Origin of the sequence: Pseudomonas sp. NPDC098747 (genome assembly GCF_044760045.1) — a bacterium.
Taxonomy (GTDB): domain Bacteria; phylum Pseudomonadota; class Gammaproteobacteria; order Pseudomonadales; family Pseudomonadaceae; genus Aquipseudomonas.
Genome location: NZ_JBIWAL010000008.1, coordinates 1 through 21154, shown reverse-complemented (window position 1 = coordinate 21154; position 21154 = coordinate 1). Strand labels below are relative to the sequence as shown.

At 55.0% G+C, this 21154-nt stretch carries 29 protein-coding genes and 1 pseudogene; 25 read left to right on the top strand and 5 right to left on the bottom strand.

All coding sequences use genetic code 11. From position 1 onward, the window contains the following. Positions 1–167: 167 nt before the first annotated feature. From ACIQVE_RS07145 to ACIQVE_RS07135, 3 genes are all read right to left on the bottom strand, one after another. The gene (locus ACIQVE_RS07145) at positions 168–593 is read right to left on the bottom strand and encodes a type II toxin-antitoxin system HicB family antitoxin (protein WP_402806074.1); all 426 of its coding nucleotides are present in this window, start codon (positions 591–593) and stop codon (positions 168–170) included. Positions 594–642: 49 nt separating this feature from the next. Continuing rightward, complete coding sequence (locus ACIQVE_RS07140) at positions 643–825, bottom strand: type II toxin-antitoxin system HicA family toxin (RefSeq protein ID WP_402806072.1); 183 nt, start codon at positions 823–825, stop codon at positions 643–645. Between the two features lie 154 nt (positions 826–979). Further along, positions 980–1306: a helix-turn-helix domain-containing protein gene (locus tag ACIQVE_RS07135; RefSeq protein WP_402806070.1), complete on the bottom strand. Its 327-nt coding sequence runs from the start codon at positions 1304–1306 to the stop codon at positions 980–982. A gap of 153 nt (positions 1307–1459) precedes the next feature. Between ACIQVE_RS07135 and ACIQVE_RS07130 the strand changes: the two genes are divergently transcribed. From ACIQVE_RS07130 to ACIQVE_RS07040, 19 genes are read left to right on the top strand one after another with little or no spacing between them, the layout of a single operon-like run. Beyond that, a complete protein-coding gene (locus ACIQVE_RS07130; RefSeq protein ID WP_402806068.1) occupies positions 1460–1918 on the top strand; it encodes a terminase in 459 nt (152 codons plus the stop codon). Then, positions 1905–3179, top strand: coding sequence for a PBSX family phage terminase large subunit (locus ACIQVE_RS07125; RefSeq protein WP_402806066.1), 1275 nt, complete (start codon positions 1905–1907; stop codon positions 3177–3179). The genes ACIQVE_RS07130 and ACIQVE_RS07125 overlap by 14 nt, the downstream gene beginning before the upstream one ends. Continuing rightward, complete coding sequence (locus ACIQVE_RS07120; protein WP_402806063.1) at positions 3176–4642, top strand: DUF1073 domain-containing protein; 1467 nt, start codon at positions 3176–3178, stop codon at positions 4640–4642. The genes ACIQVE_RS07125 and ACIQVE_RS07120 overlap by 4 nt, the downstream gene beginning before the upstream one ends. Next, complete coding sequence (locus ACIQVE_RS07115; RefSeq protein ID WP_402806061.1) at positions 4587–5327, top strand: phage minor head protein; 741 nt, start codon at positions 4587–4589, stop codon at positions 5325–5327. The genes ACIQVE_RS07120 and ACIQVE_RS07115 overlap by 56 nt, the downstream gene beginning before the upstream one ends. Positions 5328–5332: 5 nt before the next feature. Next, complete coding sequence (locus tag ACIQVE_RS07110) at positions 5333–6601, top strand: DUF2213 domain-containing protein (protein ID WP_402806058.1); 1269 nt, start codon at positions 5333–5335, stop codon at positions 6599–6601. 11 nt (positions 6602–6612) lie between these two features. Continuing rightward, positions 6613–7095, top strand: coding sequence for a hypothetical protein (locus ACIQVE_RS07105; protein ID WP_402806056.1), 483 nt, complete (start codon positions 6613–6615; stop codon positions 7093–7095). Positions 7096–7105: 10 nt separating this feature from the next. After that, the gene (locus ACIQVE_RS07100; RefSeq protein WP_402806053.1) at positions 7106–8104 is read left to right on the top strand and encodes a DUF2184 domain-containing protein; all 999 of its coding nucleotides are present in this window, start codon (positions 7106–7108) and stop codon (positions 8102–8104) included. A 9-nt stretch (positions 8105–8113) separates the two neighbouring features. Continuing rightward, the gene (locus tag ACIQVE_RS07095) at positions 8114–8374 is read left to right on the top strand and encodes a hypothetical protein (protein ID WP_402806052.1); all 261 of its coding nucleotides are present in this window, start codon (positions 8114–8116) and stop codon (positions 8372–8374) included. A gap of 3 nt (positions 8375–8377) precedes the next feature. Then, on the top strand, positions 8378–8761 hold the full coding sequence (locus ACIQVE_RS07090) for a DUF4054 domain-containing protein (protein WP_402806050.1): 384 nt from the start codon (positions 8378–8380) through the stop codon (positions 8759–8761). Further along, positions 8758–9240 carry a hypothetical protein gene (locus ACIQVE_RS07085; RefSeq protein ID WP_402806047.1) on the top strand — a complete coding sequence of 161 codons (483 nt, stop codon included), beginning with the start codon at positions 8758–8760 and terminating at the stop codon, positions 9238–9240. Before ACIQVE_RS07090 ends, ACIQVE_RS07085 begins: the two co-directional genes overlap by 4 nt. A gap of 3 nt (positions 9241–9243) precedes the next feature. Further along, positions 9244–9615, top strand: coding sequence for a hypothetical protein (locus ACIQVE_RS07080; protein WP_402806045.1), 372 nt, complete (start codon positions 9244–9246; stop codon positions 9613–9615). Between the two features lie 3 nt (positions 9616–9618). Next, on the top strand, positions 9619–10170 hold the full coding sequence (locus tag ACIQVE_RS07075) for an LIC_12616 family protein (RefSeq protein ID WP_402806044.1): 552 nt from the start codon (positions 9619–9621) through the stop codon (positions 10168–10170). Between the two features lie 18 nt (positions 10171–10188). Next, on the top strand, positions 10189–11670 hold the full coding sequence (locus ACIQVE_RS07070) for a DUF3383 domain-containing protein (RefSeq protein WP_402806041.1): 1482 nt from the start codon (positions 10189–10191) through the stop codon (positions 11668–11670). 14 nt (positions 11671–11684) lie between these two features. Further along, a complete protein-coding gene (locus ACIQVE_RS07065) occupies positions 11685–12128 on the top strand; it encodes a phage structural protein (RefSeq protein WP_402806038.1) in 444 nt (147 codons plus the stop codon). A 14-nt stretch (positions 12129–12142) separates the two neighbouring features. Next, positions 12143–12613, top strand: a complete 471-nt coding sequence (locus ACIQVE_RS07060; protein ID WP_402806036.1) for a phage tail assembly chaperone — start codon at positions 12143–12145, stop codon at positions 12611–12613. A gap of 17 nt (positions 12614–12630) precedes the next feature. Beyond that, positions 12631–12807, top strand: coding sequence for a DUF6889 family protein (locus ACIQVE_RS07055; protein WP_402806034.1), 177 nt, complete (start codon positions 12631–12633; stop codon positions 12805–12807). Next, entirely contained in the window at positions 12800–14572 is a 1773-nt protein-coding gene (locus ACIQVE_RS07050; RefSeq protein WP_402806031.1) for a phage tail tip lysozyme, read from the top strand. Before ACIQVE_RS07055 ends, ACIQVE_RS07050 begins: the two co-directional genes overlap by 8 nt. Continuing rightward, positions 14573–15175, top strand: a complete 603-nt coding sequence (locus ACIQVE_RS07045; RefSeq protein ID WP_402806029.1) for a phage baseplate protein — start codon at positions 14573–14575, stop codon at positions 15173–15175. It abuts the gene before it with no gap. Further along, complete coding sequence (locus tag ACIQVE_RS07040; RefSeq protein WP_402806027.1) at positions 15168–15479, top strand: phage baseplate plug protein; 312 nt, start codon at positions 15168–15170, stop codon at positions 15477–15479. Before ACIQVE_RS07045 ends, ACIQVE_RS07040 begins: the two co-directional genes overlap by 8 nt. 6 nt (positions 15480–15485) lie before the next feature. Here the strand turns inward: ACIQVE_RS07040 and ACIQVE_RS07035 are convergent, their stop codons facing one another. After that, complete coding sequence (locus ACIQVE_RS07035) at positions 15486–15815, bottom strand: hypothetical protein (RefSeq protein ID WP_402806025.1); 330 nt, start codon at positions 15813–15815, stop codon at positions 15486–15488. Positions 15816–15845: 30 nt separating this feature from the next. Between ACIQVE_RS07035 and ACIQVE_RS07030 the strand changes: the two genes are divergently transcribed. Continuing rightward, positions 15846–16820: a phage protein gene (locus ACIQVE_RS07030; protein ID WP_402806022.1), complete on the top strand. Its 975-nt coding sequence runs from the start codon at positions 15846–15848 to the stop codon at positions 16818–16820. Positions 16821–16823: 3 nt separating this feature from the next. On the opposite strand, the gene ACIQVE_RS07025 is transcribed toward ACIQVE_RS07030, so the two are convergent. Beyond that, positions 16824–17225, bottom strand: coding sequence for a hypothetical protein (locus ACIQVE_RS07025; RefSeq protein WP_402806020.1), 402 nt, complete (start codon positions 17223–17225; stop codon positions 16824–16826). Positions 17226–17236: 11 nt separating this feature from the next. On the opposite strand from ACIQVE_RS07025, the gene ACIQVE_RS07020 reads away from it, so the two are divergent. The 5 genes and pseudogenes from ACIQVE_RS07020 to ACIQVE_RS07000 form a co-directional block, all read left to right on the top strand. Continuing rightward, positions 17237–17917: a Gp138 family membrane-puncturing spike protein gene (locus ACIQVE_RS07020; RefSeq protein ID WP_402806018.1), complete on the top strand. Its 681-nt coding sequence runs from the start codon at positions 17237–17239 to the stop codon at positions 17915–17917. After that, positions 17914–18267, top strand: coding sequence for a hypothetical protein (locus ACIQVE_RS07015; RefSeq protein ID WP_402806016.1), 354 nt, complete (start codon positions 17914–17916; stop codon positions 18265–18267). Before ACIQVE_RS07020 ends, ACIQVE_RS07015 begins: the two co-directional genes overlap by 4 nt. Next, positions 18268–19446, top strand: a complete 1179-nt coding sequence (locus tag ACIQVE_RS07010) for a baseplate J/gp47 family protein (protein WP_402806013.1) — start codon at positions 18268–18270, stop codon at positions 19444–19446. 1 nt (position 19447) lies between these two features. Further along, positions 19448–20110 (top strand): DUF2612 domain-containing protein, encoded by a 663-nt coding sequence (locus ACIQVE_RS07005; protein WP_402806011.1) that lies wholly within the window; start codon positions 19448–19450, stop codon positions 20108–20110. 11 nt (positions 20111–20121) lie between these two features. Continuing rightward, positions 20122–21154, top strand: a pseudogene (locus tag ACIQVE_RS07000) (hypothetical protein); the annotation flags it as partial.

The window sequence follows — 21154 nt, the reverse complement described above, 5'->3', positions numbered from 1 at the left end:
GATGTGTGGAAATCCCAGAAAACAGGGGCTGCTCACCATGCAGGAGTTGCGAGCAGATCGCCCAGTTCAAGACTGACATCAGAGCCCAGCCATCACGCTGGGCTTTTTCGTTTCCGACTATCGCTGCTCCGTGCTGCATTTGGCCGCCACCTGACGGCCTTTTTTATTCAGGCAGCCTCGACAGACACCACCAGGCGTTTACCCAGGGCGGCCAAAGCCTTCTCGATGGCTTCCATCTTCGAGGTATGCAGGAAGTCGACTAGGCGATCCCCCTGGGTCTGCGCCAGTCCGAGAAGCCGGCACAGATCGGCTTTGCGCATATCGCGGGCCATCATCTCGTTCCACAGAACGATCTTGGCCACAGTCACCGCAGGCAGCCGGACCACATGCTGGCCCGGCTCTGGTTTGGACGCGAGCGGAATGGCGCGGCGCTGGTCGACGTAGATGGAGAGGGCGGTTTCAATGCCGTCCACGGATTCACGCAGCGCATCGGCGACATCGTCCCCGGCACTGTTGAACTCTGGTAGATCCGGCGCAGTCACCGCAACTCCAGGGTTTTCGTCCTCGTGAATGATCACGGGATAGTCATACATGGTGCAGCCCTCTCTTCTGTCGAGATGATCTAAGCGAGTGAGCTGGGGCTCATTCAAGCCCCAGCTGTTTGATGATTCCTTTGCGGGTTGGCTCTTTCATTTCCTTAGCGCCGTGGTCCGCAAAGACCGTTTGCTTGCCGTTGTAGTAGATCTTGAAGTGGCTACCGCCTTTGCCTGCTTCGAAGATCACCCCTCGGGCCTTCAACCATCTTCTGAACTCGCTGTATTTCATCACCTCGCCTCGTTGTTTGGATGAGTCTAGTTTACCACTATTTTGTGGTAATACAACGATTTTGTGGTGTTGTTTTTACTTTGCCCTTTTGAGCTTATTTCCGGCTCGCGCTAAGAGGGTCTCATTCAGGCCTCTGGCGAGTCGGGTTTTGATTTTATAGATCCAGCAAATCGCGATGGATACCAAGCGCCTGAGCAATCTTGTCCAGAGTCACCTTGCGGGGTTTGGCTGCTTGTTCCTGCTGCGCGTACGCCGCCTGGGTGATCCCGATGCGCGAAGCCACTTGGGCCTGAGTTAGGCCTAGATGCTTGCGCCATGCGCCGACAGCGGTTAGGCCTTCCTTGACCATGAAGCCGACCACCTCGTTGGGTATCAGGTCTTCCTGCGGGTGAGCGGCTATGTATTCCGCATAGGGAATGACTACGAAGGCGGGGGCTCCGTCTGGGCCACTGATGATCTGAATATTCGTGGGTGGGTTCATCTGGCGCGGTCCTTAAGGCTTTGATTGTTCTGCGATAAGCATTTCAATAAGTGTAAAGAGGAAAATCCCCGCTATTGTATTTTTCGAATGCTTATATGTCTTATAAATTTGCCTCGGTAATCGCCGGGGCTTTTTCGTTTCTGGAGTAGCGCAATGGCTGGTGGGCGTCCAACCAAGTATCGGGCGGAGTTCGCCGAACAGGCACGAAAGCTTTGCCTGCTGGGAGCTACAGACGAGGAGCTGGCAGACTTTTTTGGGGTGGCTATCTCTACGATCAACAAATGGAAGCTCGATCACTCGGAGTTTTCGGAGTCCATAAAAAAGGGAAAGCTAGTCGCTGACTCGGAGGTCGCCAGCAAGCTCTTTCATCGCGCTACGGGATACGACCATCCAGAGGTAGATATCCGAGTGATAGACAACCACATCGTGCAGACGAAGCTGGTTAGGTATTACCCACCAGACACTGCAGCTGCGATCTTCTGGTTGAAGAATCGGCAGAAGGATAAGTGGCGCGACAAGATCGACCATGAGCTGACCGGAGCGGGAGGAAAAGACCTTGCCCCACCGGTATTCAATGTGAACTTTGGAGTTGCAGGAGATGGGAGCGATTGATCTCACCTTCGCGCCCAAGTTCAAGCCGCTTTTCACACCGATGCGCTACAAGGTCTTTCATGGAGGTCGGGGCGGCGCGAAATCGTGGGAGATTGCGCGCGCTCTGATTCTGATCGCATCAAGCAAGAAGACTCGCATCCTCTGTGCTCGTGAAGTGCAAAACACAATCAGGGATTCGGTTCACAAACTGTTGAAGGATCAGATTGAATCGCTCGGCTTGCTGCCTTGGTTCACGATCACAGAGAACAGCATCAAAAGCTCGGTCGGGTCTGAGTTCATCTTCAAGGGCCTGCGTTACGACGTACAAGGCGTGAAATCCACCGAAGGCGTCGATATTTGTTGGGTGGAAGAGGCGCAGACGGTTACTGCTGCGTCATGGGATGTGTTGACACCCACCATTCGAAAAGCCGGTTCTGAAATCTGGATCAGCTTTAACCCCGGCGAAGAGGAAGATCCAACTTATCAGAGGTTCGTTGCGAATCCGCCTGACGATTCAATCGTTGTCGAAGTGAACTACTGCGACAACCCCTGGTTTCCCGAAGTACTTCGCAAAGAGATGGAGTACTGCAAGCGTGTTGACTACGAGGCGTACGAGCACATCTGGTTGGGCAAGCCCAAGAAGATCAGCGAAGCAGTCATCTTTAGCGGTAAGTACCGGGTCCATGCGTTTGATGATGATTTGTGGCGCCAGGCCGACCGCTTGTTCTTCGGCGCCGACTTCGGATTCTCTCAAGACCCAAGCACCCTGATTCGTTCGTTCATTCTCGGCAACAAGCTGTATATCGATTATGAGGCGTATGGGGTTGGGGTTGAGCTTGATGATCTGTGGAAAATGTACGCGGGTAAAGCGGGTGCAACGGAAGAGCAGTTGAAGTCGTGGAATGTATCCGATGAGGCCAAGTATCCCGGCATACCCGGTGCTCGTGAATGGCCTATCAGGGGTGATAACAGTCGCCCTGAAACAATCAGTTTCCTGCGACGCCAAGGCTTCAACATCGATGCCGCTGACAAGTGGCAAGGGTGCGTAGAGGACGGTATCACCCACCTGCGTGGCTTCGAAGAAATCATCATCCATGAGCGCTGCAAGCATATGGCCGCCGAAGCGCGGCTCTACTCCTACAAGGTCGACAAGATGTCCGGTGATGTGCTGCCGGTGATTGTCGACAAGCACAACCACTGCTGGGACGCCGTCCGATATGGCCTTGATGGTTACATTCAGGCACGCGGCGGCCTCGGCGTCTGGCAGAGACTCGCGGAATGAGCAAACGACATCAAATCAATGCACGGACTAGGGATGTGGTCCGGCAGACGGACGCTGCACGCAAATCGTTTATGACAGGCGACAGCTTCCAGAACTTTACCGCGCGCGTGGGTCTTGGCACCCAAAACCAGAGCAGCGGAAGCTCCTATGGGCTCGATCTGGTCAGTCGCAACCGCGTCCAGATGGAGGCCGTGTATCGCTCCAGCTGGGTGGCTGGTCAGGCGGTCGATGTAGTCGCCATGGATATGACCAGGGGCGGCATTGAGATCGACTCGGATATGCAGCCGGCGGACAAGGACAAGCTCAACACGGCGATGGAGCGCCTGCAAATATGGAATCAGCTTTGCGAAAACGTGAAGTGGTCCCGGCTCTATGGCGGTTCGATTGCGGTGATTCTTATCGATGGCCAGCGTCCTGAAACGCCTTTGCGCATCGACACGATAAGCAAAGGGCAGTTCAAGGGGGTGATGATTCTGGATCGTTGGGTGGTAGAGCCATCGCTTGAGAACTTGGTCACCGAGTACGGGCCATGCCTTGGTAAGCCGAAGTACTACCACGTGGTCGCTGACGCTCAGGCGCTGATGAATCAGAAGATTCACTACAGCCGTGTCATCCGCCTGGAGGGCGTGCAACTGCCGTACTGGCAGCGCATTGCCGAAAACGGCTGGGGGCAGTCGGTACTGGAGCGGTTATGGGATCGCTTGATTGCGTTCGACAGCACAACCGCCGGGACCGCCCAGCTGGTTTACAAAGCGCATCTGCGTACGCTCAGCATCAAAGACCTTCGAATGTTGATTGCCTCCGGTGGTAAGTCTCTTGAGGCAGTGTTCAAGCAGATAGATATGATTCGTCAGCTTCAGACTAACGAAGGGCTGACGGTGCTGGATGCGGAGGACACATTCGAAACGCATCAATACAGCTTCGGCGGGCTATCCGATGTACTGCTGAGGTTTGGCGAGCAGCTGTCTGGCGCTCTGCAGATTCCTCTCGTTCGCCTCTTCGGGCAATCACCCTCGGGCCTCAACAGCTCGGGTGATAGCGACTTGCGGACCTACTACGACAACGTCGCTTCTTGGCAGGACCGAGATCTACGCCCCGGCGTTACCACGCTGCTGGAGGTGCTGGCGCGCTCGGTGTTGGGTAAACCGCTGCCTGACGGATTCGACTTCAAGTTCGTACCGTTGTGGCAGCTCACCGATACCGAAAAAGCAGATGTCGGCGCCAAGGATACAGAGTCGGTGGTCAAGGCCTACGACGCCCAGATCATTGGTCGCGCTACGGCGCTGAAGGAGTTGCGTCAGTCGAGTCAGACCACCGGTCTATGGACGAACATCACAGACGAAGAGATCAAGGAGGCCGAGGATGAGCCGCCCCCATCGATGAGTGAGACCGGACAGGACGATGCAGATGCACCGCCGAACAAGCGACCAGAAGAAAAGCCTAACTCTGACAAAAACCAGTAGGGCCGAGCGGCAGTATCAGTCGCAGCTCACGAAGGTGGCTCGGTTTGTTGGCGACATCATCAACGGCTTTCCGCCAGATGAACCCTCTGTTGTTCCGGCCATGACTAACACTCTGGAGCGGTATTCCGAGCTGCTACACGACTGGGCGATATCCACAGCGAGCCGAATGATTGCCGAGGTGAACCAGCAAGACAAAAAGGCATGGGTGGCCAGGTCTGAAGACATGTCCAAGACCTTGCGTGACGAAATCCTCAATGCCCCGACCGGGCAGGCGATGCGAGGGCTGCTCGCCGAGCAGGTGGTGCTTATCAAGAGCATCCCCCTCAAGGCTGCTGAACGGGTGCATGAGCTCACCCTGCAGGGTATCGAGGATGCCACGCGGGCAAGTGAGATCAGCAAGAAAATCATGGCGTCTGGTGGTGTCGCTGAGAGCCGCGCCAATCTGATCGCTCGCACCGAGGTATCACGTACGGCCTCAACGCTGCTTGAGGCTCGCGCTCGTTCGGTCGGCAGTAAGGGCTACATATGGCGCACATCCGAAGACACCGATGTGCGCGACTCACATAAGAAAATGAATGGCGAGTTTGTCAGCTGGGATGAGCCGCCGACACTGGACAACCTGACAGGCCATGCCGGATGTCTGCCTAACTGCCGCTGTTATCCAGATCCAGTAATTCCCGAGTAATCATCATGCAAGTGAGAACCCTAGACGAAACTGGGCGATGGTTTGCGCCCGAACAGTTGAGCGAGCGCCAACGAATGACGCCAGAGGGCTTCCTGCTCTGCGAGGCGGTGCCAATAGCTCGGACTGGAACTTTGATCTACGACGAAAGCGAAGTGCCTGTTGAGGGCGGTTCCGGCGGTCAGGTGATGATCGAGCGCAATGCTGATGAGGTATTCCGCCCCGAGACATTGGCCAGCTTTGAAGGCAAGCCCGTAACCCTGTTGCACCCTGATGACTTCGTGAACCCGGACAATTGGCGAGAGCTAACGATGGGGGTTACGCAAAACGTCCGGCGCGGCGAGGGCATCGAAAGCGACCTCATGTTGGCCGACCTGCTGATCACCGATGCCAAGGCAATCGAGCTGATTAGGAAGACAGCAGACGGCTCAACCGGTCGGCCTATCCAGCCAATGCGTCAAGTGTCCTGTGGTTATGACGCCGATTACGAGCAGTTGGCGCGTGGACGCGGAAGGCAAACAAACATTGTGGGGAACCACGTAGCCCTAGTAGAGCGTGGCCGTTGTGGCTCGCGATGTGCAATTGGAGACGAAATGAAAACAACAGATACCCAGCCGCCGAAACGCACCTTTGCTGATCGCCTTCGCGCAGCCTTTATGTCCAAGGATTCCGAGGCCGCTGAAGCGCTGGCTAAGGAAGCTGAGACGGTAGACGAAGGTAGTGAGCCAAATAAGGCTAAGACCGCTGATGGCGCGACTCTGGATGCGCTCAAGGATCTTACCGAGGCCGTTGCTACCCTGTCCCAGCGTGTCGGTGACATGGAGGCCAAGAAGACCGAGCCAACCAAGGATTCAGGCACGGTAGTCGATGACGACGATTCTGCTAACTCACGCACGAATGATTCCGGCGAGCTAGCGGACGTGTTGTCCCGGGCCGAAATTCTGTCTCCTGGCATTTCATTTGCCACCAAGGATGCCAAGGCCAAAACCGTCGACCACATCTGCTCCTGTCAGCGTCAGGCATTGGCCAAAGCCATGCAGACCGAGGACGGCGCAGCAGCAGTGGCGCCGTTTCTGTTCGGACGCGAGCTTTCCACGTTCACGAATGATCAGGTGAGCGCGGCATTTATGGGCGCCTCAGAACTAGCCAAGACTCGAAATAATTCGATCACCACTCGCTCAACGATCAGCACCAAAGACTTCGGTCGGGCGCCGTTGAGTCCGACTGAGATCAATAAACGCAACCAAGAATACTGGGGCGGCCAAGGCCGCGGCTAAGAGGATTTTCCATGAGTAACTCAATTTTATATCGGATGAGCGCGGGCATTCCTGGTGATGTGACCCGAGCCAGCCAGTCGACTATCGAGCCGGTTCAACTGAACGCATCTAACCCGTTCAGCGTTTTCGGCGTGCCGGGGAAGATCGTAGGCGGAAAGCTTGTCCCATTGGCCGACGGTGACGCGGCCGGTGTGATCTATGGCTTTCTGGTGCGGGCCTACCCCTACACAGGTAGTACCTTCACGGCAATCATGGGGCCGACTAACACTGTGGGCGACGTGCTGCGCCGAGGCTACATGACCGTCAAGCTGAACGCCGGTACTGCATCGAAGGCGGGCCAGGTGCATGTGCGCATTACAGCCGCTACCGCTGATAAGCCAATCGGCGGCATCGAAGCAGTCGCTGATAGCTCCAATACCGTCGCCCTCACAGGCGCCACGTTCATGGGCGCTGCCGATGCATCCGGCAACGTCGAAATTGCTTACAACATTTAAGGAGCGCTCAATGAGCAAGTTGATTTTGCCGCGCCATTTCAAGCGCGCGCGCACCGTAGATAACATGCTGACCTTCGACGCGCAGACCATCGATTCGTCAGGCGTGTTCCTCATTGGTGAATTGGAGCGGCTGGACCAAACCCTGCACGCGCCTCTGGTGTCCGTGACGTGGGGGCGCGATATTCAGCTGCGCGAAGACGTCAGCATCGCCGATGAAGTCTCCAGCTTTACCAACTCCACATTCACTGCTGTCGGCGGCACCAGCCCGACCGGCAAGGCATGGATCGGCAATGACTCCAGTGCAATTGCAAGCTTGGCACTGGATATCAACAAAACTGCAAAGCCTCTGCCTCTGTGGGGTATGGAGCTTTCTTGGACCCTGCCTGAGCTGGCATCTGCTCAGAAGCTCGGACGTCCGGTTGATAGTCAGAAGTTCAACGCCATGAAGCTCAAGCACAACATGGACATTGACGAGCAGGTGTACATCGGTGATACCGAGCTTGGCGAAGAAGGTTTGCTGAACTCATCGCAGGTCAGCAACGTAAGCAACGCCATCACGGGTGACTGGGCGACCGCGACTCACGACGAGATTCTCGCGGACGTGGATGATTTGCTCTCCAGTACGTGGGAAAACGCTGGCTTTGCAGTTTGCCCAAGTGAAATCCGTCTTCCGCCAAAGCAATTCAGCATGCTGGTGAATCGCAAGGTTTCGGACGCAGGCAACATTTCGATTCTGGAATACCTGAAGCAGAACAGCATTGCGAACTCTATCAACGGGCGTCCGGCGAACATCCAGCCGCTTAAATGGCTGACAGGACGTGGTACCTCCGGTAGCCATCGGATGATCGCTTACACCAACGATAAGGATCGCGTCCGGTTCCCACTCGTACCACTTCAGCGCACACCTCTGGAATATCGCGGGATCCGCCAAATCACAACCTACTACGGTCGCCTGGGCGTGGTGGAAATCGTTTACAGCGAAACCATCGGCTACCGCGACGGGATTTGAGGGGGCATCATGGCTACTCGAAACGTCATCAAGCCCTTCAAATTGACGACAATCAAGGGTGTCATTGAGTTCGATTCTGGAACTCAAGAGATCGACGATAAGTTGATCAACCATTGGTTTGTTAAGGCTCACCTTGAGCCATTGAAGGCTAAGCCCGACGAAGGCGGTAAAGGGCCTGTCGATCCTGCTGCGGCTGAGCCTGGTGGCGATGCCGGGGACGACGGTAAAAAATCTGATCAAAAAGGAAATTCCGGACCCAAGAAGGAGTGAGCCATGGATGTCGCACAGTTCCGCGCTGACTTCCCCGAGTTCGCCGATACCAGTAAGTACCCTGACTCTGCCATCAATCTTTGGTTGAACCTGGCTATCAAGGTGTTGGCGCCGGATCGCTGGTGCGACTACCTGGACACGGGCCTCGGACTCTACACAGCTCACTTCCTGACCGTTGCTACAGCCAATAAGCGAGCAGCGGCAGTTGGTGGCGCACCGGGTCAGGCGAAGGGGCCGCTGATCAGCAAGTCAGTCGCCGGGGTAAGCGCAACCTATGCCACGTCGGCGCTAACGCCCAAGGACGGTAGCGCGATGAATCTCACCACCTACGGCATTCAGTACACCGAACTGGCCCAGATGGTGGGTATGGGAGGTATGCAGCTATGAAGCCTGTCGTCGTTCAAGATCATACCGCCAAGGTCCTGGAAGCAATTGAGGCGCTCACCAAGCAACAAGTGCTGATTGGGATTCCATCATCCAAGGCTGAGCGCAAAGAGGGCGAGCCCATCAACAACGCTCAGCTTGGTTACATCCATGAGTTCGGCGCACCAGCGGCCAATATTCCTGCTCGCCCATTTCTGATTCCAGGTGTTGAGCTGGGAAAGGAGAGTATCGAAAACCACATGAAGAAGGCCGCCAAGGCAGCTTTGAGTAGCGATAAGGCGAAGGTCGAAAACGAGCTTCATGCGGCGGGGTTGGTCGGACAGGCTGGGGCTCGATACCAGATCAATAGCGGGGATCACGCGCCACTGGCCGAGGGAACACTTTCAGCCCGTCGCAAGCGTGGTCGCACTGGCGAAAAACCGCTGATCGACACAGGCCAGCTGCGTAACTCGATCACGTATGTCGTGCGGAAAAAGGTGTGATCTATGGCTCTTCTAGACGTGTCGGAAATCCTCCTGGATCCGGACTTCATGGATGAAGGATTGATCTGTACGCGTAGCACGCAGACCGTCGGCGAAACCGGTCGGGCTGTGGCTATCACGCAGCCCACGACCTTTGCCGGTGTGGTCACCAGTGACAAGGGTGATCTTCTTGAGCGGTTCGCGGGAGGCGAACGTAAAAAGGGTTCTATCAAGGTCCACACCGTATTCCCTCTCACCAGCGGCACGGGCAGCATCACCGCCGATATCGTGACTTGGCTGGGGCGCGATTACACGGTGGTCAACGTTGATGATTACAGGCACTTCGGCGAGGGTTTTGTCTGCGCCTACTGTGACCTCATACCGCTGAAGGGATAATCCATGAGCAACACCTCAGCAACCGGCGGGTATTTAACGCCGGCGGGTACGGCTGCGCCTGCGGAAGACGTGGAACTCGAGGACATCTTGCAGGGGATGGTGAAGGGAATTACCGCGCTGTCGGGGCCGATGGTTCGGCCCCGTTGGCAGCCCGGCAACCCAAAGCAGCCAGAGCCGACAGACAACTGGTGCGCGATTGGTGTTTCTAACTCCAAGAGTGACGCGAACCCGTCAATCACCCATGACGGCGGCGGCGACGGTGCCGAACGATACAGCCGTCACGAAGCTTTCACTGTGCTGGCGTCGTTCTACGGCCCCCAGTCGCAGGGCTTCGCGGGGCTTCTGAGAGACGGGATATTCATCCCCCAGAATCGGGAGGCGCTGCGCGTGCATCGTGTGGCGTTTGTCTCGGCCTCGGAAGTGAAACCGGTCCCGGAGTTAGTGAACCAGCAATGGATTCGTCGCTATGACCTGTTTCTTGAAATGCGGCGCCAGATCGTCCGCACCTATCCCGTTCTTAATATTTTGTCGGCAGAAATAAGCATCGTCGACTGATTCACTTTCGGAGTATCTATGTCTACTCTTTCTGTCTCGGGTGTCGTGAACGTTCAAATCGTCATGTCGCCAAAGGCCGCAGCTGTGCGCGATTTCGGCGCACTGCTGGTCCTGGGTGCGTCACCGGTGATCGACGTCACCGAGCGCATTCGTGAATACGCTGATACCGACGGTGTCGTGGCCGACTTCGGAACCACCGCACCCGAGTACATCGCGAATAATCTTTTCTATAGCCAGTCGCCGCAGCCAGCGCGGTCGTTTGTGGGGCGTTGGGCGAAAACTGCTACGGCAGCCGTGCTCAACGGGGCGGTATTGTCAGTCGCTCAGCAGGAGCTATCCAATTTCACCGCAGTCACTGCTGGCGGGATGAGAATCAGCGTTGACGGCACGCTTAAGGCGTTGAGTGCCATTGATTTGTCCTCAGTCACCAACCTGAATGGCGTCGCGTCAGCGATCACTACTGGTCTTGCGTCTGCGGGCACCTGCGTTTGGAACGCCACACAAGCTCGGTTTGAAGTGACAAGTTCAACTTCTGGGGCCGACTCAGCCATCACCTACGCTGAAGCACCACTCTCTGGTATCGACTTGTCGGTGTTGTTGGGGCTTCAAATCGGTCAGGCGTCGGTACCGGTCAATGGCGTGGACAGCGAAACGCTGCTAGAGGCTGTTGCGGCACTGTCTGCAAAATCTAACGATTGGTACGGCCTGCTAGTGGCCGACCCATCGCTGACTGATGCCGATGTGCTGGATGTCGCCGCGTTTATCGAAGGAACCGGTCAGGCGAGAATCTTTGGCTACACCACTCAAAGTCCGCTGGTGTTGGACCCGACCAGCACCGTCGACATTGCCAGCAAGCTAAAAGCCCTCAATTACAAAAAGACCTTCAGCCAGTTTTCCAGCTTCTCGCCGTACGCCGCCGCTTCGATGTTTGGTCGGGCCTTCACGGTGAACTTCCAAGGTAACAACACGACCATCACGCTGAAGTTCAAGCAGGAGCCCGGCATCGTCGCCGAAAGCATCACGACTGGTCAGGCTGCCACCCTTGCAGATAAAAACTGCAACGTGTTCGTCAATTACAACAATGACACGGCAATCATCCAAGAAGGCGTGATGGTCAACGGGTACTTCTTCGATGAAGTGCACGGCCTGGACTGGCTGCAGAATGATTTGCAGACTGCCGTGTTCAATCTGCTCTACACCAGCACCGACAAAATCCCACAGACGGCGCCCGGTATCGGCCGTATCACCGCAACAATTGAGTCTCGCCTTGAGCAGGCCGTCAACAATGGCTTGGTCGCTCCAGGTGTGTGGAACGGTCCTGCGTTCGGCGCGCTGACGACTGGCCAGTACCTGACAATGGGGTATTACGTCTACGCCTCTCCGATCGACACTCAGGCACAAGCTGATCGCGAGGCTCGCAACGCTCCTGTCATCCAGGTCGCGGTGAAGTTGGCCGGCGCCGTTCACTTCGTCGATGTCATCGTCAACGTTAACCGATAAGGGGAAAGCGTCTTATGTCTTCGTATAGTTTCTTGGACGTCGTCGCCACCCTGGTGGGCGCCGGCGCAATCATCGACCTTGGCGCCGGCTCTGCCAACGCCGAGGAAGGCATCACCATCTCGGCGGCCGGCGACAAAAACACCATGACCATCGGTGCCGACGGCGAGGGCATGCATTCATTGCACGCCGATAAGTCCGGGACCGTCACACTCCGCTTCCTCAAGACCTCACCACAGAACGCAAAGCTAATGCTTCTGTATGACGCTCAGTCGCTGAGCTCAACGCTATGGGGGATGAATGTCATCACCATTTTCAACTCGGCGAGCAAGGACACGACGGTCTGTCGAAAGTGCGCATTCAAAAAGCGCCCCGACCTTAGCTACAAAAAGGACGGCGACATTATCGAATGGGTATTTGACGTCGTGAAAATCGATTCCCTTCTCGGGTTCTACGAGTAATCAACGGAGTAGTTATGACTGAGTTTGAATTGGGTGATATCACCTTTCGCATCAACAAGCTGGACGCCTTCAAGCAGTTTCACCTGTCGCGCAAGGTGGCACCCATCCTCCCAACGCTGATTCCAATTTTTACCAAGTTGGCTACCACCGCTCGCGAAACCGGAAATACTGAAAGCGATAATGCTCTGCTCACTCCGCTGAGTGGCGATATCGGCGGAATGGCGGAAGTAATGACGCCCCTGGCAGAAGGCATTGCTGAAATGTCGGACGAAGCCGCGGAGTACATCCTCGGCACTTGCCTGTCGGTCGTCCAGCGCCGTCAAGATGACAAGTGGTACCCAGTGTGGAACACACAGCAGCGGGTGTGTTTGTTCGATGACCTCGATCTGGGCGTCATGATCAAACTGGCTATTCGAGTCATCACGGATTCGCTCGGCCCTTTTATTCGCGGGATGCTTACCGGCCGGGGCATTCCAAAGGCCTGACGGTCGAGCTTGAAAGCATGCCCGACGGTGAGGATTGGTTATTGCTTCCTGTGCACGAGGGCATGTGTCGGTATGAGTCTCTGAAAGACGGCACGCTTGATCTGGCAGACATTGCAAAAATGAACGACTCGCTGCTTGTCCGCGCCGAGAACAAGCACCGAGTTCAGGTAGCTCAGGAGGCCGCCAATGGCTGATGACGTAATCAAGGAGTTTATGGTAGGCCTGGGCTTCAAAACTGATGAAAAGCAGCTGAAAGAGTTCACCGGCGGGATTAATAACGCGACCGCCGCAGTTACCAAGCTGGTTACCGCCATAGTCGGCGCGTCACTGACGGTCGCCGCCGGTGTTTCAGCTTTCGCCTCGAACCTTGAGGGGCTTTATTTCGCGTCCCAACGGATAGGCGCAAGCGCGTCATCGATCAGGGCTTCAGAGCTGGCAGCCAAGGATCTAGGGGCCTCTGCTGATGAGGCGCGAGGTGCGCTCGAAGGTATTGCCAGTTTCATCCGTACCACTCCTGGTGCCGAGTCCTATTTGAAAGGCTTGGGCGTACAGACTCGCGATATCAACGGTAATTTGCGTGATACCGGGGATGTGTTGGTCGACCTCGGGAAGGCCTTCAAAGGCATGGATTACTGGCTTGCGCAGCAGTACGCAAGCCAAGTTGGTATCAGCGACAGCATGTTGCGCGCCATCATGCAGGACGACTTCGGCGCCCAGCAGGCGGAGAAGGAAAAGCGCCTGGGCGCTAATGGCATGGATCAAGCCGCGAAAGACGCCAATCAGTTGATGAAGGCTCTTCGGGACGTGGGCTTTGAGTTGGAACTCATATCGATCCAGGTTCAAGCCGAGCTTATGCGTGAGTTTGGGCCGGAACTCAGAAAATTTGCGACATGGCTTAAAGAAAACGCCCCGATGATCGCCGATCGGGTGGTCGCCATTATTGATGTGCTAATAGAGATGGCCCAGCAAGCGGGTCCGTACCTCGACAAGCTGTGGACCTTTTTTGTTGATCTGGATACAGCCACGGATGGGTGGAGCACCAAGATTATTGCGCTTCTCGTTTTGCTCAAGGCGCTTGGAGCCGTTCCGCTAGTGGGCGGCATCGTTAAATTAGCTAACGCATTTTTTAAACTTGGCGGGGGGCTTGGGGCGGTCGCTGCTGGGGCGGTACTGCTCTCGGGCGACCAGTCTGAAGGATCAAAAGAAGCCCAAGACCAGATGGCCAAGGCCGTAGGCGGGGATCGTGCCGCAGCAGAAGCGCTAGCACGCCGCCAGCTGGGGAATTTTTGGAACATTGGCATCACGGAAGAGGACATACAAAAGCGCACTGAAGAGAATCTTGCGGGCGTACACGCAGGTATAAAACACGACTGGAAAAGCCTGCATCAAAGGTCCGATGACAGAGCCACTTTCCTCATGGATTACTTCGAATCCTTGGGGTGGACCAAGGAACAGGCTGCCGGAATCGTGGGCAACCTCGCCGCCGAGACCAGCACGTTTGATGCAAAAGCTGTGGGGGATGGCGGCAAAGCTGTCGGCATTGCCCAGTGGCATCCTGATCGCCAGGCCAACTTTGAAAAGTGGGCAGGATTCAATATTCACGATAGCCGCGCCGACATGATAAAGCAGGCTGAGTTTTTGCATTACGAGCTCACTCAGGGGGCCGAGCAGAGAGCTGGCCAGCTCCTAAAAGCAACCACGAACGCAGATGCAGCGGGACGCGTAGTGTCTCGTCATTTTCTACGCCCTGGATCCGGCGATACTCCTGAAGAGCGAGAGGCATCTAGGGCTAGAGAGGCTGCTAAGAGAGGGCAATTGTCTTCCCAGTTCGTACAGAACACCACCATCAATGTAAACGGTGCCGGCGACCCGGGGGCAGTTGGTCGATCCGTGGCTGGCGAGCAGACGCGCGTCGGTGCTGAGGTTGCCCGGAACATGAATACCCCAGAGGTTTACTAGATGGCGAATTTCTTAGGGTTGATTACCATTGATCCAAAGCGGTCAATCGAAACCATCCAGGCGCATGTGACGCTTGAGGAGGTTGCAACTGATGAGTTGCAGATCACCGAACATCCGGTTGAGCTTGGTGCGAACATCAACGATCACGCGTTCCTGCGTCCGGCAGAAGTCGTTATCCGGTGCGGGTGGGCCAACGCAAGTTTGGATGGGTTTGTTGGTGCCCTGAAGGGGATTGGTTCGGCGTTCAAGGGGGGTAACCTGGTTGGCTCCGACTATGTTTCGAGCGTATATCACCAGTTGCTGGCGCTCCAAGCATCACGCGTTCCTTTCGATGTCTGTACCGGAAAACGCACTTACAAAAACATGCTGCTGCGCAGCATGAACATGACGACTGATCCGAAGACGGAATATTCGTTGATGGTGACCGCCAGTTGTCGCCAGGTGTTGATCACGAACACTCGAATGACGACGTTGCCCAGAAGGGATTTGCAAGCAGCTCCCAAATCGACCGGTGAGATCATTCCGACCGGGGATAAAAATGTGATTATTGGCATCCCTGCACCTGGTGGCTGGCAGCCACCAAATGGAGGAGTAAATGCCTAGCTACGAAATACCGCTGACACCGGATGCGCAGCGGTTCTCAGTGACGCTTTCCGGAACTCAATACCAGTTGACGGTGCAATGGCGAAACTCCGAGCAAGGGGGATGGGTGTTGGATCTGGCCGACATGAAAGGCCAGGCGATCATTCAGGGCATCCCCCTTGTAACGGGCGTGAACTTGCTAGAACAGTATGACCATCTAGGGTTTACGGACGCTCTATGGGTGCAAACCACAGCGGATCCGGACGCGGTACCAACGTTTGAGAATCTAGGTATTGGCTCGCATCTCTATTGGTACGTTGAGTAGCGATCCTTACTTCTTGGAGCAGAGGTGCCATTTTTCTTCGGAACCACTTTGTCCGCTTTCGCCGTAACACCAGCCAAGCTTTTGGAGTTCTTTAGCAGGTATTTCCTGTTTATCGCATGCTTTCCATGTTTTAGGATCATCGCCTGACCCGCCTCGACACTGGCTGTGAAGGCTCATGGCTTGCTCTAGCAATTGTCCGGTTCGAGTTCCGTCGTATTCGCCGTATTCGGCCTTATATGCTGCTGCGAACTTTGCATCTTCGTCTTTGGATGAGGTTGATGCGATTGCGCAGAGGGAAAAAAAGAAAATCGGTGCTGCAAAGAGTGTTTTCTTCATTATTTATAGCGTCATGATTGTGGTGAATTTATGATTGTTCCACAGTACATCAGAAAAATCAGCCTGACGGTCGGTGATGAAGCTGAAGCCATCGACCTGTCAGACCTAAGAATTCGCTTTTCTGTACGGCGCGGAGACTATCAAACGCCGAACTCGGCCGACATACGCGTTTACAATGTAAGCACTCAGACCGCCCTGAAAGTAGATCGCGAGTTCACCAGAATTCGACTTGAGGCCGGCTATGAAGGAAGTTACGGATTAATTTTCGAAGGTACAGTAAAGCAGGTACGACCTGGTCGCGAGAGTCAGACTGACACTTATATTGATATCACCGCTGCCGATGGAGATGCCGCTTACAACTTTGCTTTTATCAGCACCACATTGGTTGCCGGCGCTACCCCGACAGATCAAATCAATGCTTGCGCAAAGGCTATGGAATCTTATGGCGTAACATCTCCAGAGCTGCCACCAAACTTACCCGTATGGGCTCTCCCTAGAGGCGTGGCGATGTTCGGTCTTGTTCGTGATCAACTCGCTGATATTAGCCGAACGATAGGCTGCTCGTGGAGCATTCAAGACGGGCGTTTAACGATAGTTCCTGAAAACGGCTACCTTGAAGGTGGGGCCGCCGTCATCAATTCTGCGACGGGGATGATTGGTCTTCCGGAACAAGTCCAGAACGGAATCAACGTTAAGATGTTGTTGAATCCAAACGTCAAGATTGGCCGATCGTTGCAGATAAATAACTCCAGTATTCAGCAATACAGATTTGGCATAAGCGTTGCTGATCAAGCGCAAAACTATGCAATCGATATGCAAAATCGCACCAATAGCGATGGTTTTTACAAGGTGTTCACCGCAACTCATTACGGTGATACACGGGAGAATGACTGGTACACAGAGGCGCAATGTCTTTCGATTGATATTACAGTTGTTCAGAGTAAGACAGTTTCTGCGATGACTCCGGGAGTTATTTCATCGGAAGGCGCAATTAAGTATTGGTGATGTTCACCGAGTAGGGCACTTAGCGAATCCGGCTCGCTGGAAGTAAGATTTTATAATTTTCCCATTGCCGGTTTTATCGACGTCTACTTCTACAAAGCTAAGCATGTCCCAAGTTTCGGTTGTGCCGTCAGAAATTATTATTAGGGCTTTTCCTCCGAGGGTTTTTGCCCAGCATCCGAACTGCTCTCCTCCTCCAGGTCGCTTAATGTGTACAGCGTTGTATTGGTTGGCGTTCATGATTGGAAGTTCGCACTTTACGGTTGATGCCAGCCTATAGTTGTATTGATCCATGTGTATTTTATCGCCAACACAACCCGGACGGTTAACGTTGAGATCGCCGTAAAATTTGACTCCGCCAAAAGCGGTCGGCGCAACCAATACAAATCCAAGTAGTATTTTTCTCAAGGGTGACTCCATTGAATAAGCAAGAGCGGATTGAAGATCCGGTCGACTGGCTTTCTATTGCCTTGAAATCCTGGCAGTCAAAGGTCTGGACATCGTTACCGGGAATCATCCAAAGCTTCGATCCTGAAGCCATGACCTGCGATGTGCAGCCAGCCGTAAGGCCCCTGATGCGGACGCCGGCGGGCGACTTTATCAATATTGATCTGCCATTGCTCGTGGACTGTCCCACACAGTTTCCTGCGGGTGGTGGCTGCACGCTCACTTTTCCCGTGGTGAAGGGCGATGAATGCATGCTGCTGATTTCTTCACGCTGCCTTGATTCATGGTGGCAGTCGGGTGAGGTGCAGGCGCTGGCAACGCTTCGGATGAACAATATCGCGGACGCTGTAGCACTTCTGGGGTTTCGCTCCAAGCCCAGGTCAATTCCTTCAGTGAGTACCGAAGCCGCGCAGTTGCGCAGTGATGACGGGTTGGCTTTTGTCGAGATAAACCCAACCACTCACGCCATCAACGCATCCACATCAGGGCCTCTGAACCTCACGGCGCCGCTGGTCACCATCAACGGAAACATGAAGGTTAACGGGCGCATTGATGCGACCGATGACGTCGTAGCCGGAACGGTCAGCCTGCAGAACCACCTTACCGGCGGGGTAACACCTGGTGACGGAAACAGCGGGAAGCCGGTTCCATGAGATATCGAAAACAAGACGCGAATGGCGATTACATCTTCGGCAATCAGCAGGCGAACTTCCACATTGATACACCCGAAGCGGTCGCCCAGGCTGTCCATACCCGGCTGAACCTGCTGCGTGGTGAGTGGTTTCTGGACACGTCAGAAGGCATGCCGTGGAGCACTGAAGTTCTCGGCGAAAGGACTCGCGCCACGTACGACATGACGATCAGAGGTTACATCCTCGACACGACTGGCGTACTGCAGATAGACCGCTACGAAAGCACCGTAGACACCGACAAGCGGAAGCTGTCGGTGGTGGCGACGATTACCACGATATACGGACAAACCAAGCTCACCGAGATTATGTAAATGCCATCACCGACCGCAGCTGTCATATCGGCGACCGGTATTTCGGCGCCGAGCTATGCAGAGATTTTGGAATATCTAAAGGCTTCTTATCGTTCGATTTATGGCGCTGATACGTACCTTGAGCCGGACTCTCAGGATGGGCAGTTCCTAGCAGTTATTGCGCTGGCGCTTAGCGATGCCAACGCCGCTGCAATTGCCGCCTATTTGTCTTTTTCTCCAAACACCGCCCAAGGGGCCGGCCTATCGAGCAACATCAAACTAAACGGCATAAGACGCGGAAAACCCACCAACTCACAAGCTGACCTCACCATCATCGGGCAGGCCGGCACGTCCATCAGCAACGGGCTCGCCCAAGACGATCAAGGTTTGAAGTGGGCATTGCCCAGTGTCGTCGTTATCCCGACACCAGGAACGATCACGGTTACCGCCACTTGTACCACTGTCGGAGCGACACCCGCCGGGGCGGGAAAGATCAACCAAATCGCCACGCCTATCCGTGGCTGGCAGTCCGTAACGAACGCGACAGCGGCTTCGCCGGGATCTGCAATTGAGGAGGACGCAACCGTACGCCGACGGCAAAAAAATTCCGTCGCGCTGCCGTCTCGGACGGTGCTCAACGGCACGGTCGGTGTCGTGGCGGACCTGCCAGGAGTTACTCAGTGTGTCCCGAACGAAAACGACACGGATGCGACTGATGCGAAGGGTATTCCTCCGCATCACATTGCCTTGGTTGTAGCGGGGGGCGATGTTCAAGCAATTGCACAAGCGATCGCACTGAAGAAAACGCCCGGTACCGGAACGTTCGGTAACACTTCAGCCAGCGTAATCGATCAGTACGGGCGCCCCGTCACTATTCGCTTTTTCAGGCCGACTCCAGTGCCGATAACCGTGGCTATTTCGGTTCGAGCGCTGGCCGGGTACACCTCGACAATCGAGACAGCCATCCAGAATGACGTGTCCGATTATGTGAACAGCGTAGAGCTTGGTGGCGGGGAGAGCGGCGCTGTTGAGTGGGGGGATGCGATCACGGTTGCGAACAGTGTTGAGGGTAGGGATACCTTCAAAATCTCCTCCTTCACCCTGTCTGGTCCCGGTGGTCTTGGAGCACCAGATGTTCCTCTTTTGTTCAATGAAGAGGCTTCCTGCACTCCGAGCAGTGTCGTCATCACGGTGATCTGATATGGCCAAAGCTGAGGACTACACCCGAAGGATTACCAGCCAGCACGCAGATAAACCAAAGTACATGTCGATGGTTGAGGCTGTCATTCGGCCTATCACCGAAGTAATCGCTGTCACGAATCAGATTTCACCGTCATTCGATCTTGATACAGCTATCGGCGCCCAGCTGGATGCGGACGGAGTTTGGATTGGAGTTTCGAGGAATATTGATACACCTCTGGCGGACGTTTATTTCTCCTTCGACATACCCGGACTTGGGTTTGATCAAGGCACTTGGAAGGGGCCGCTTGATCCGGATAGTGGAGTAAGTGTTCTCGACAATGAAAGCTATAGAGCCCTGCTCAGGGCAAGAATCAAGGCGAATCACTGGGATGGCACGACAGAGTCGCTGAAGGATATTTACGACTCGATATTCACCGGTGATACCCGTGTGTTCGTCGAAGACAATCAGGATATGTCGATGACCATTGGCGTGTCTGGAAAGACCCCTACTGCGGTCGAGCTTGCGTTGCTAACAGGGGGATATCTACCGATCAAACCGCAAGGGGTTCGAATCAAATATTACATAGTCGCGCCTGATGAGGAGGTGATCTTCGGTTTTGACGCTGACAACGAATATATAGGCGGCTTCGACAATGGAAGCTGGGGAACTGTTTACAGATAAGTGAGGGTTTTATGCCAACTAACGATTTTCTACCGTTCGCGATTAACTCTACTGCGAACGTAATGAGTCAAGCCGACTATGCGGCACTGGCTGCTAGAGTCAGTGGTTTTTCATCTGGCACTGCGCGAAGCGAGCAACTCAACAAAGCTTGGCGTCAATCATCAGTGATCGCGGCGGTTCTCGCGCAGTTTATTGCCAATAATAGCGGTAATGATGTTCTCGACGATGGCGACGTTGATGCCATTTTGGCGGATTTGCAGCTCGCGATTGAGGCTGTGGCGGCTGTAGCGGCAGGCGCGCCACCGGCTACAGAAGCGGTCGCGGGCATCATTCGCATTGCGACGGACGCCGAGGTAAATGCGGGCGCCAGCGACAACACAGCCATCACGCCGCTCAAGCTCAAGAATAAAACCCAGGCCTCCTTGCTTGATGCGACGGCTGACCGGCTCATGCAAGTGGGCGCATTTGGAATAGGGGCTGCGTCGGCGCTTATCTCCAACACGGATCTAAATGACCTGGACACGACCGGTTTTTATTTCGGTGAACAACTGGTCGGCGCGCCCGATGTCGGTTGGCATCACGTCATTAGCTTGATTCATAACGATAGCTATCGCTTGCAGATCCTGTCTCCTTTTCACGGGACGGGACTGTATTACCGTTCGCAGGAAAATGGCACGTGGGAAATTCAGCGGGTGTGGGACACGGCCAATTTTGATCCCGCCGCGTACCAGCCATTGCTGGGGTACGTGCCCCAGCCCACGTTAGGCTTTACCCCCGTTCAACAGGGTACGGGAGTTGGGCAAACGCCGAGCGCGCTTAAGCTGGGTTGGGATGGCGGAAATGCGATCAGGGCTACGGTTGACGCCACTGATCTTGGCCAGCTTTGGATGGACGGGATGGGCGGAGAAAAAGTGCGCGTGTCCATCGCCAGTTTTGGTGCAGGCGAAGCGGGCACCTATGGGCTGTTTATCACTAAAGGTGGCGGCGGGACGAGCGTCGGAACTGTGGTAGCGGGTGCAGACCTTGGCTGGTCTAACACCGCCG

Excerpts from the sequence above, each read along its gene's own strand:
- ACIQVE_RS07145 (WP_402806074.1), bottom strand. The coding sequence starts at position 593 with ATGTATGACTATCCCGTGATCATTCACGAGGACGAAAACCCTGGAGTT.
- ACIQVE_RS07140 (WP_402806072.1), bottom strand. The coding sequence starts at position 825 with ATGAAATACAGCGAGTTCAGAAGATGGTTGAAGGCCCGAGGGGTGATC.
- ACIQVE_RS07135 (WP_402806070.1), bottom strand. The coding sequence starts at position 1,306 with ATGAACCCACCCACGAATATTCAGATCATCAGTGGCCCAGACGGAGCC.
- ACIQVE_RS07130 (WP_402806068.1), top strand. The coding sequence starts at position 1,460 with ATGGCTGGTGGGCGTCCAACCAAGTATCGGGCGGAGTTCGCCGAACAG.
- ACIQVE_RS07125 (WP_402806066.1), top strand. The coding sequence starts at position 1,905 with ATGGGAGCGATTGATCTCACCTTCGCGCCCAAGTTCAAGCCGCTTTTC.
- ACIQVE_RS07120 (WP_402806063.1), top strand. The coding sequence starts at position 3,176 with ATGAGCAAACGACATCAAATCAATGCACGGACTAGGGATGTGGTCCGG.
- ACIQVE_RS07115 (WP_402806061.1), top strand. The coding sequence starts at position 4,587 with ATGCACCGCCGAACAAGCGACCAGAAGAAAAGCCTAACTCTGACAAAA.
- ACIQVE_RS07110 (WP_402806058.1), top strand. The coding sequence starts at position 5,333 with ATGCAAGTGAGAACCCTAGACGAAACTGGGCGATGGTTTGCGCCCGAA.
- ACIQVE_RS07105 (WP_402806056.1), top strand. The coding sequence starts at position 6,613 with ATGAGTAACTCAATTTTATATCGGATGAGCGCGGGCATTCCTGGTGAT.
- ACIQVE_RS07100 (WP_402806053.1), top strand. The coding sequence starts at position 7,106 with ATGAGCAAGTTGATTTTGCCGCGCCATTTCAAGCGCGCGCGCACCGTA.
- ACIQVE_RS07095 (WP_402806052.1), top strand. The coding sequence starts at position 8,114 with ATGGCTACTCGAAACGTCATCAAGCCCTTCAAATTGACGACAATCAAG.
- ACIQVE_RS07090 (WP_402806050.1), top strand. The coding sequence starts at position 8,378 with ATGGATGTCGCACAGTTCCGCGCTGACTTCCCCGAGTTCGCCGATACC.
- ACIQVE_RS07085 (WP_402806047.1), top strand. The coding sequence starts at position 8,758 with ATGAAGCCTGTCGTCGTTCAAGATCATACCGCCAAGGTCCTGGAAGCA.
- ACIQVE_RS07080 (WP_402806045.1), top strand. The coding sequence starts at position 9,244 with ATGGCTCTTCTAGACGTGTCGGAAATCCTCCTGGATCCGGACTTCATG.
- ACIQVE_RS07075 (WP_402806044.1), top strand. The coding sequence starts at position 9,619 with ATGAGCAACACCTCAGCAACCGGCGGGTATTTAACGCCGGCGGGTACG.
- ACIQVE_RS07070 (WP_402806041.1), top strand. The coding sequence starts at position 10,189 with ATGTCTACTCTTTCTGTCTCGGGTGTCGTGAACGTTCAAATCGTCATG.
- ACIQVE_RS07065 (WP_402806038.1), top strand. The coding sequence starts at position 11,685 with ATGTCTTCGTATAGTTTCTTGGACGTCGTCGCCACCCTGGTGGGCGCC.
- ACIQVE_RS07060 (WP_402806036.1), top strand. The coding sequence starts at position 12,143 with ATGACTGAGTTTGAATTGGGTGATATCACCTTTCGCATCAACAAGCTG.
- ACIQVE_RS07055 (WP_402806034.1), top strand. The coding sequence starts at position 12,631 with ATGCCCGACGGTGAGGATTGGTTATTGCTTCCTGTGCACGAGGGCATG.
- ACIQVE_RS07050 (WP_402806031.1), top strand. The coding sequence starts at position 12,800 with ATGGCTGATGACGTAATCAAGGAGTTTATGGTAGGCCTGGGCTTCAAA.
- ACIQVE_RS07045 (WP_402806029.1), top strand. The coding sequence starts at position 14,573 with ATGGCGAATTTCTTAGGGTTGATTACCATTGATCCAAAGCGGTCAATC.
- ACIQVE_RS07040 (WP_402806027.1), top strand. The coding sequence starts at position 15,168 with ATGCCTAGCTACGAAATACCGCTGACACCGGATGCGCAGCGGTTCTCA.
- ACIQVE_RS07035 (WP_402806025.1), bottom strand. The coding sequence starts at position 15,815 with ATGAAGAAAACACTCTTTGCAGCACCGATTTTCTTTTTTTCCCTCTGC.
- ACIQVE_RS07030 (WP_402806022.1), top strand. The coding sequence starts at position 15,846 with ATGATTGTTCCACAGTACATCAGAAAAATCAGCCTGACGGTCGGTGAT.
- ACIQVE_RS07015 (WP_402806016.1), top strand. The coding sequence starts at position 17,914 with ATGAGATATCGAAAACAAGACGCGAATGGCGATTACATCTTCGGCAAT.
- ACIQVE_RS07010 (WP_402806013.1), top strand. The coding sequence starts at position 18,268 with ATGCCATCACCGACCGCAGCTGTCATATCGGCGACCGGTATTTCGGCG.
- ACIQVE_RS07005 (WP_402806011.1), top strand. The coding sequence starts at position 19,448 with ATGGCCAAAGCTGAGGACTACACCCGAAGGATTACCAGCCAGCACGCA.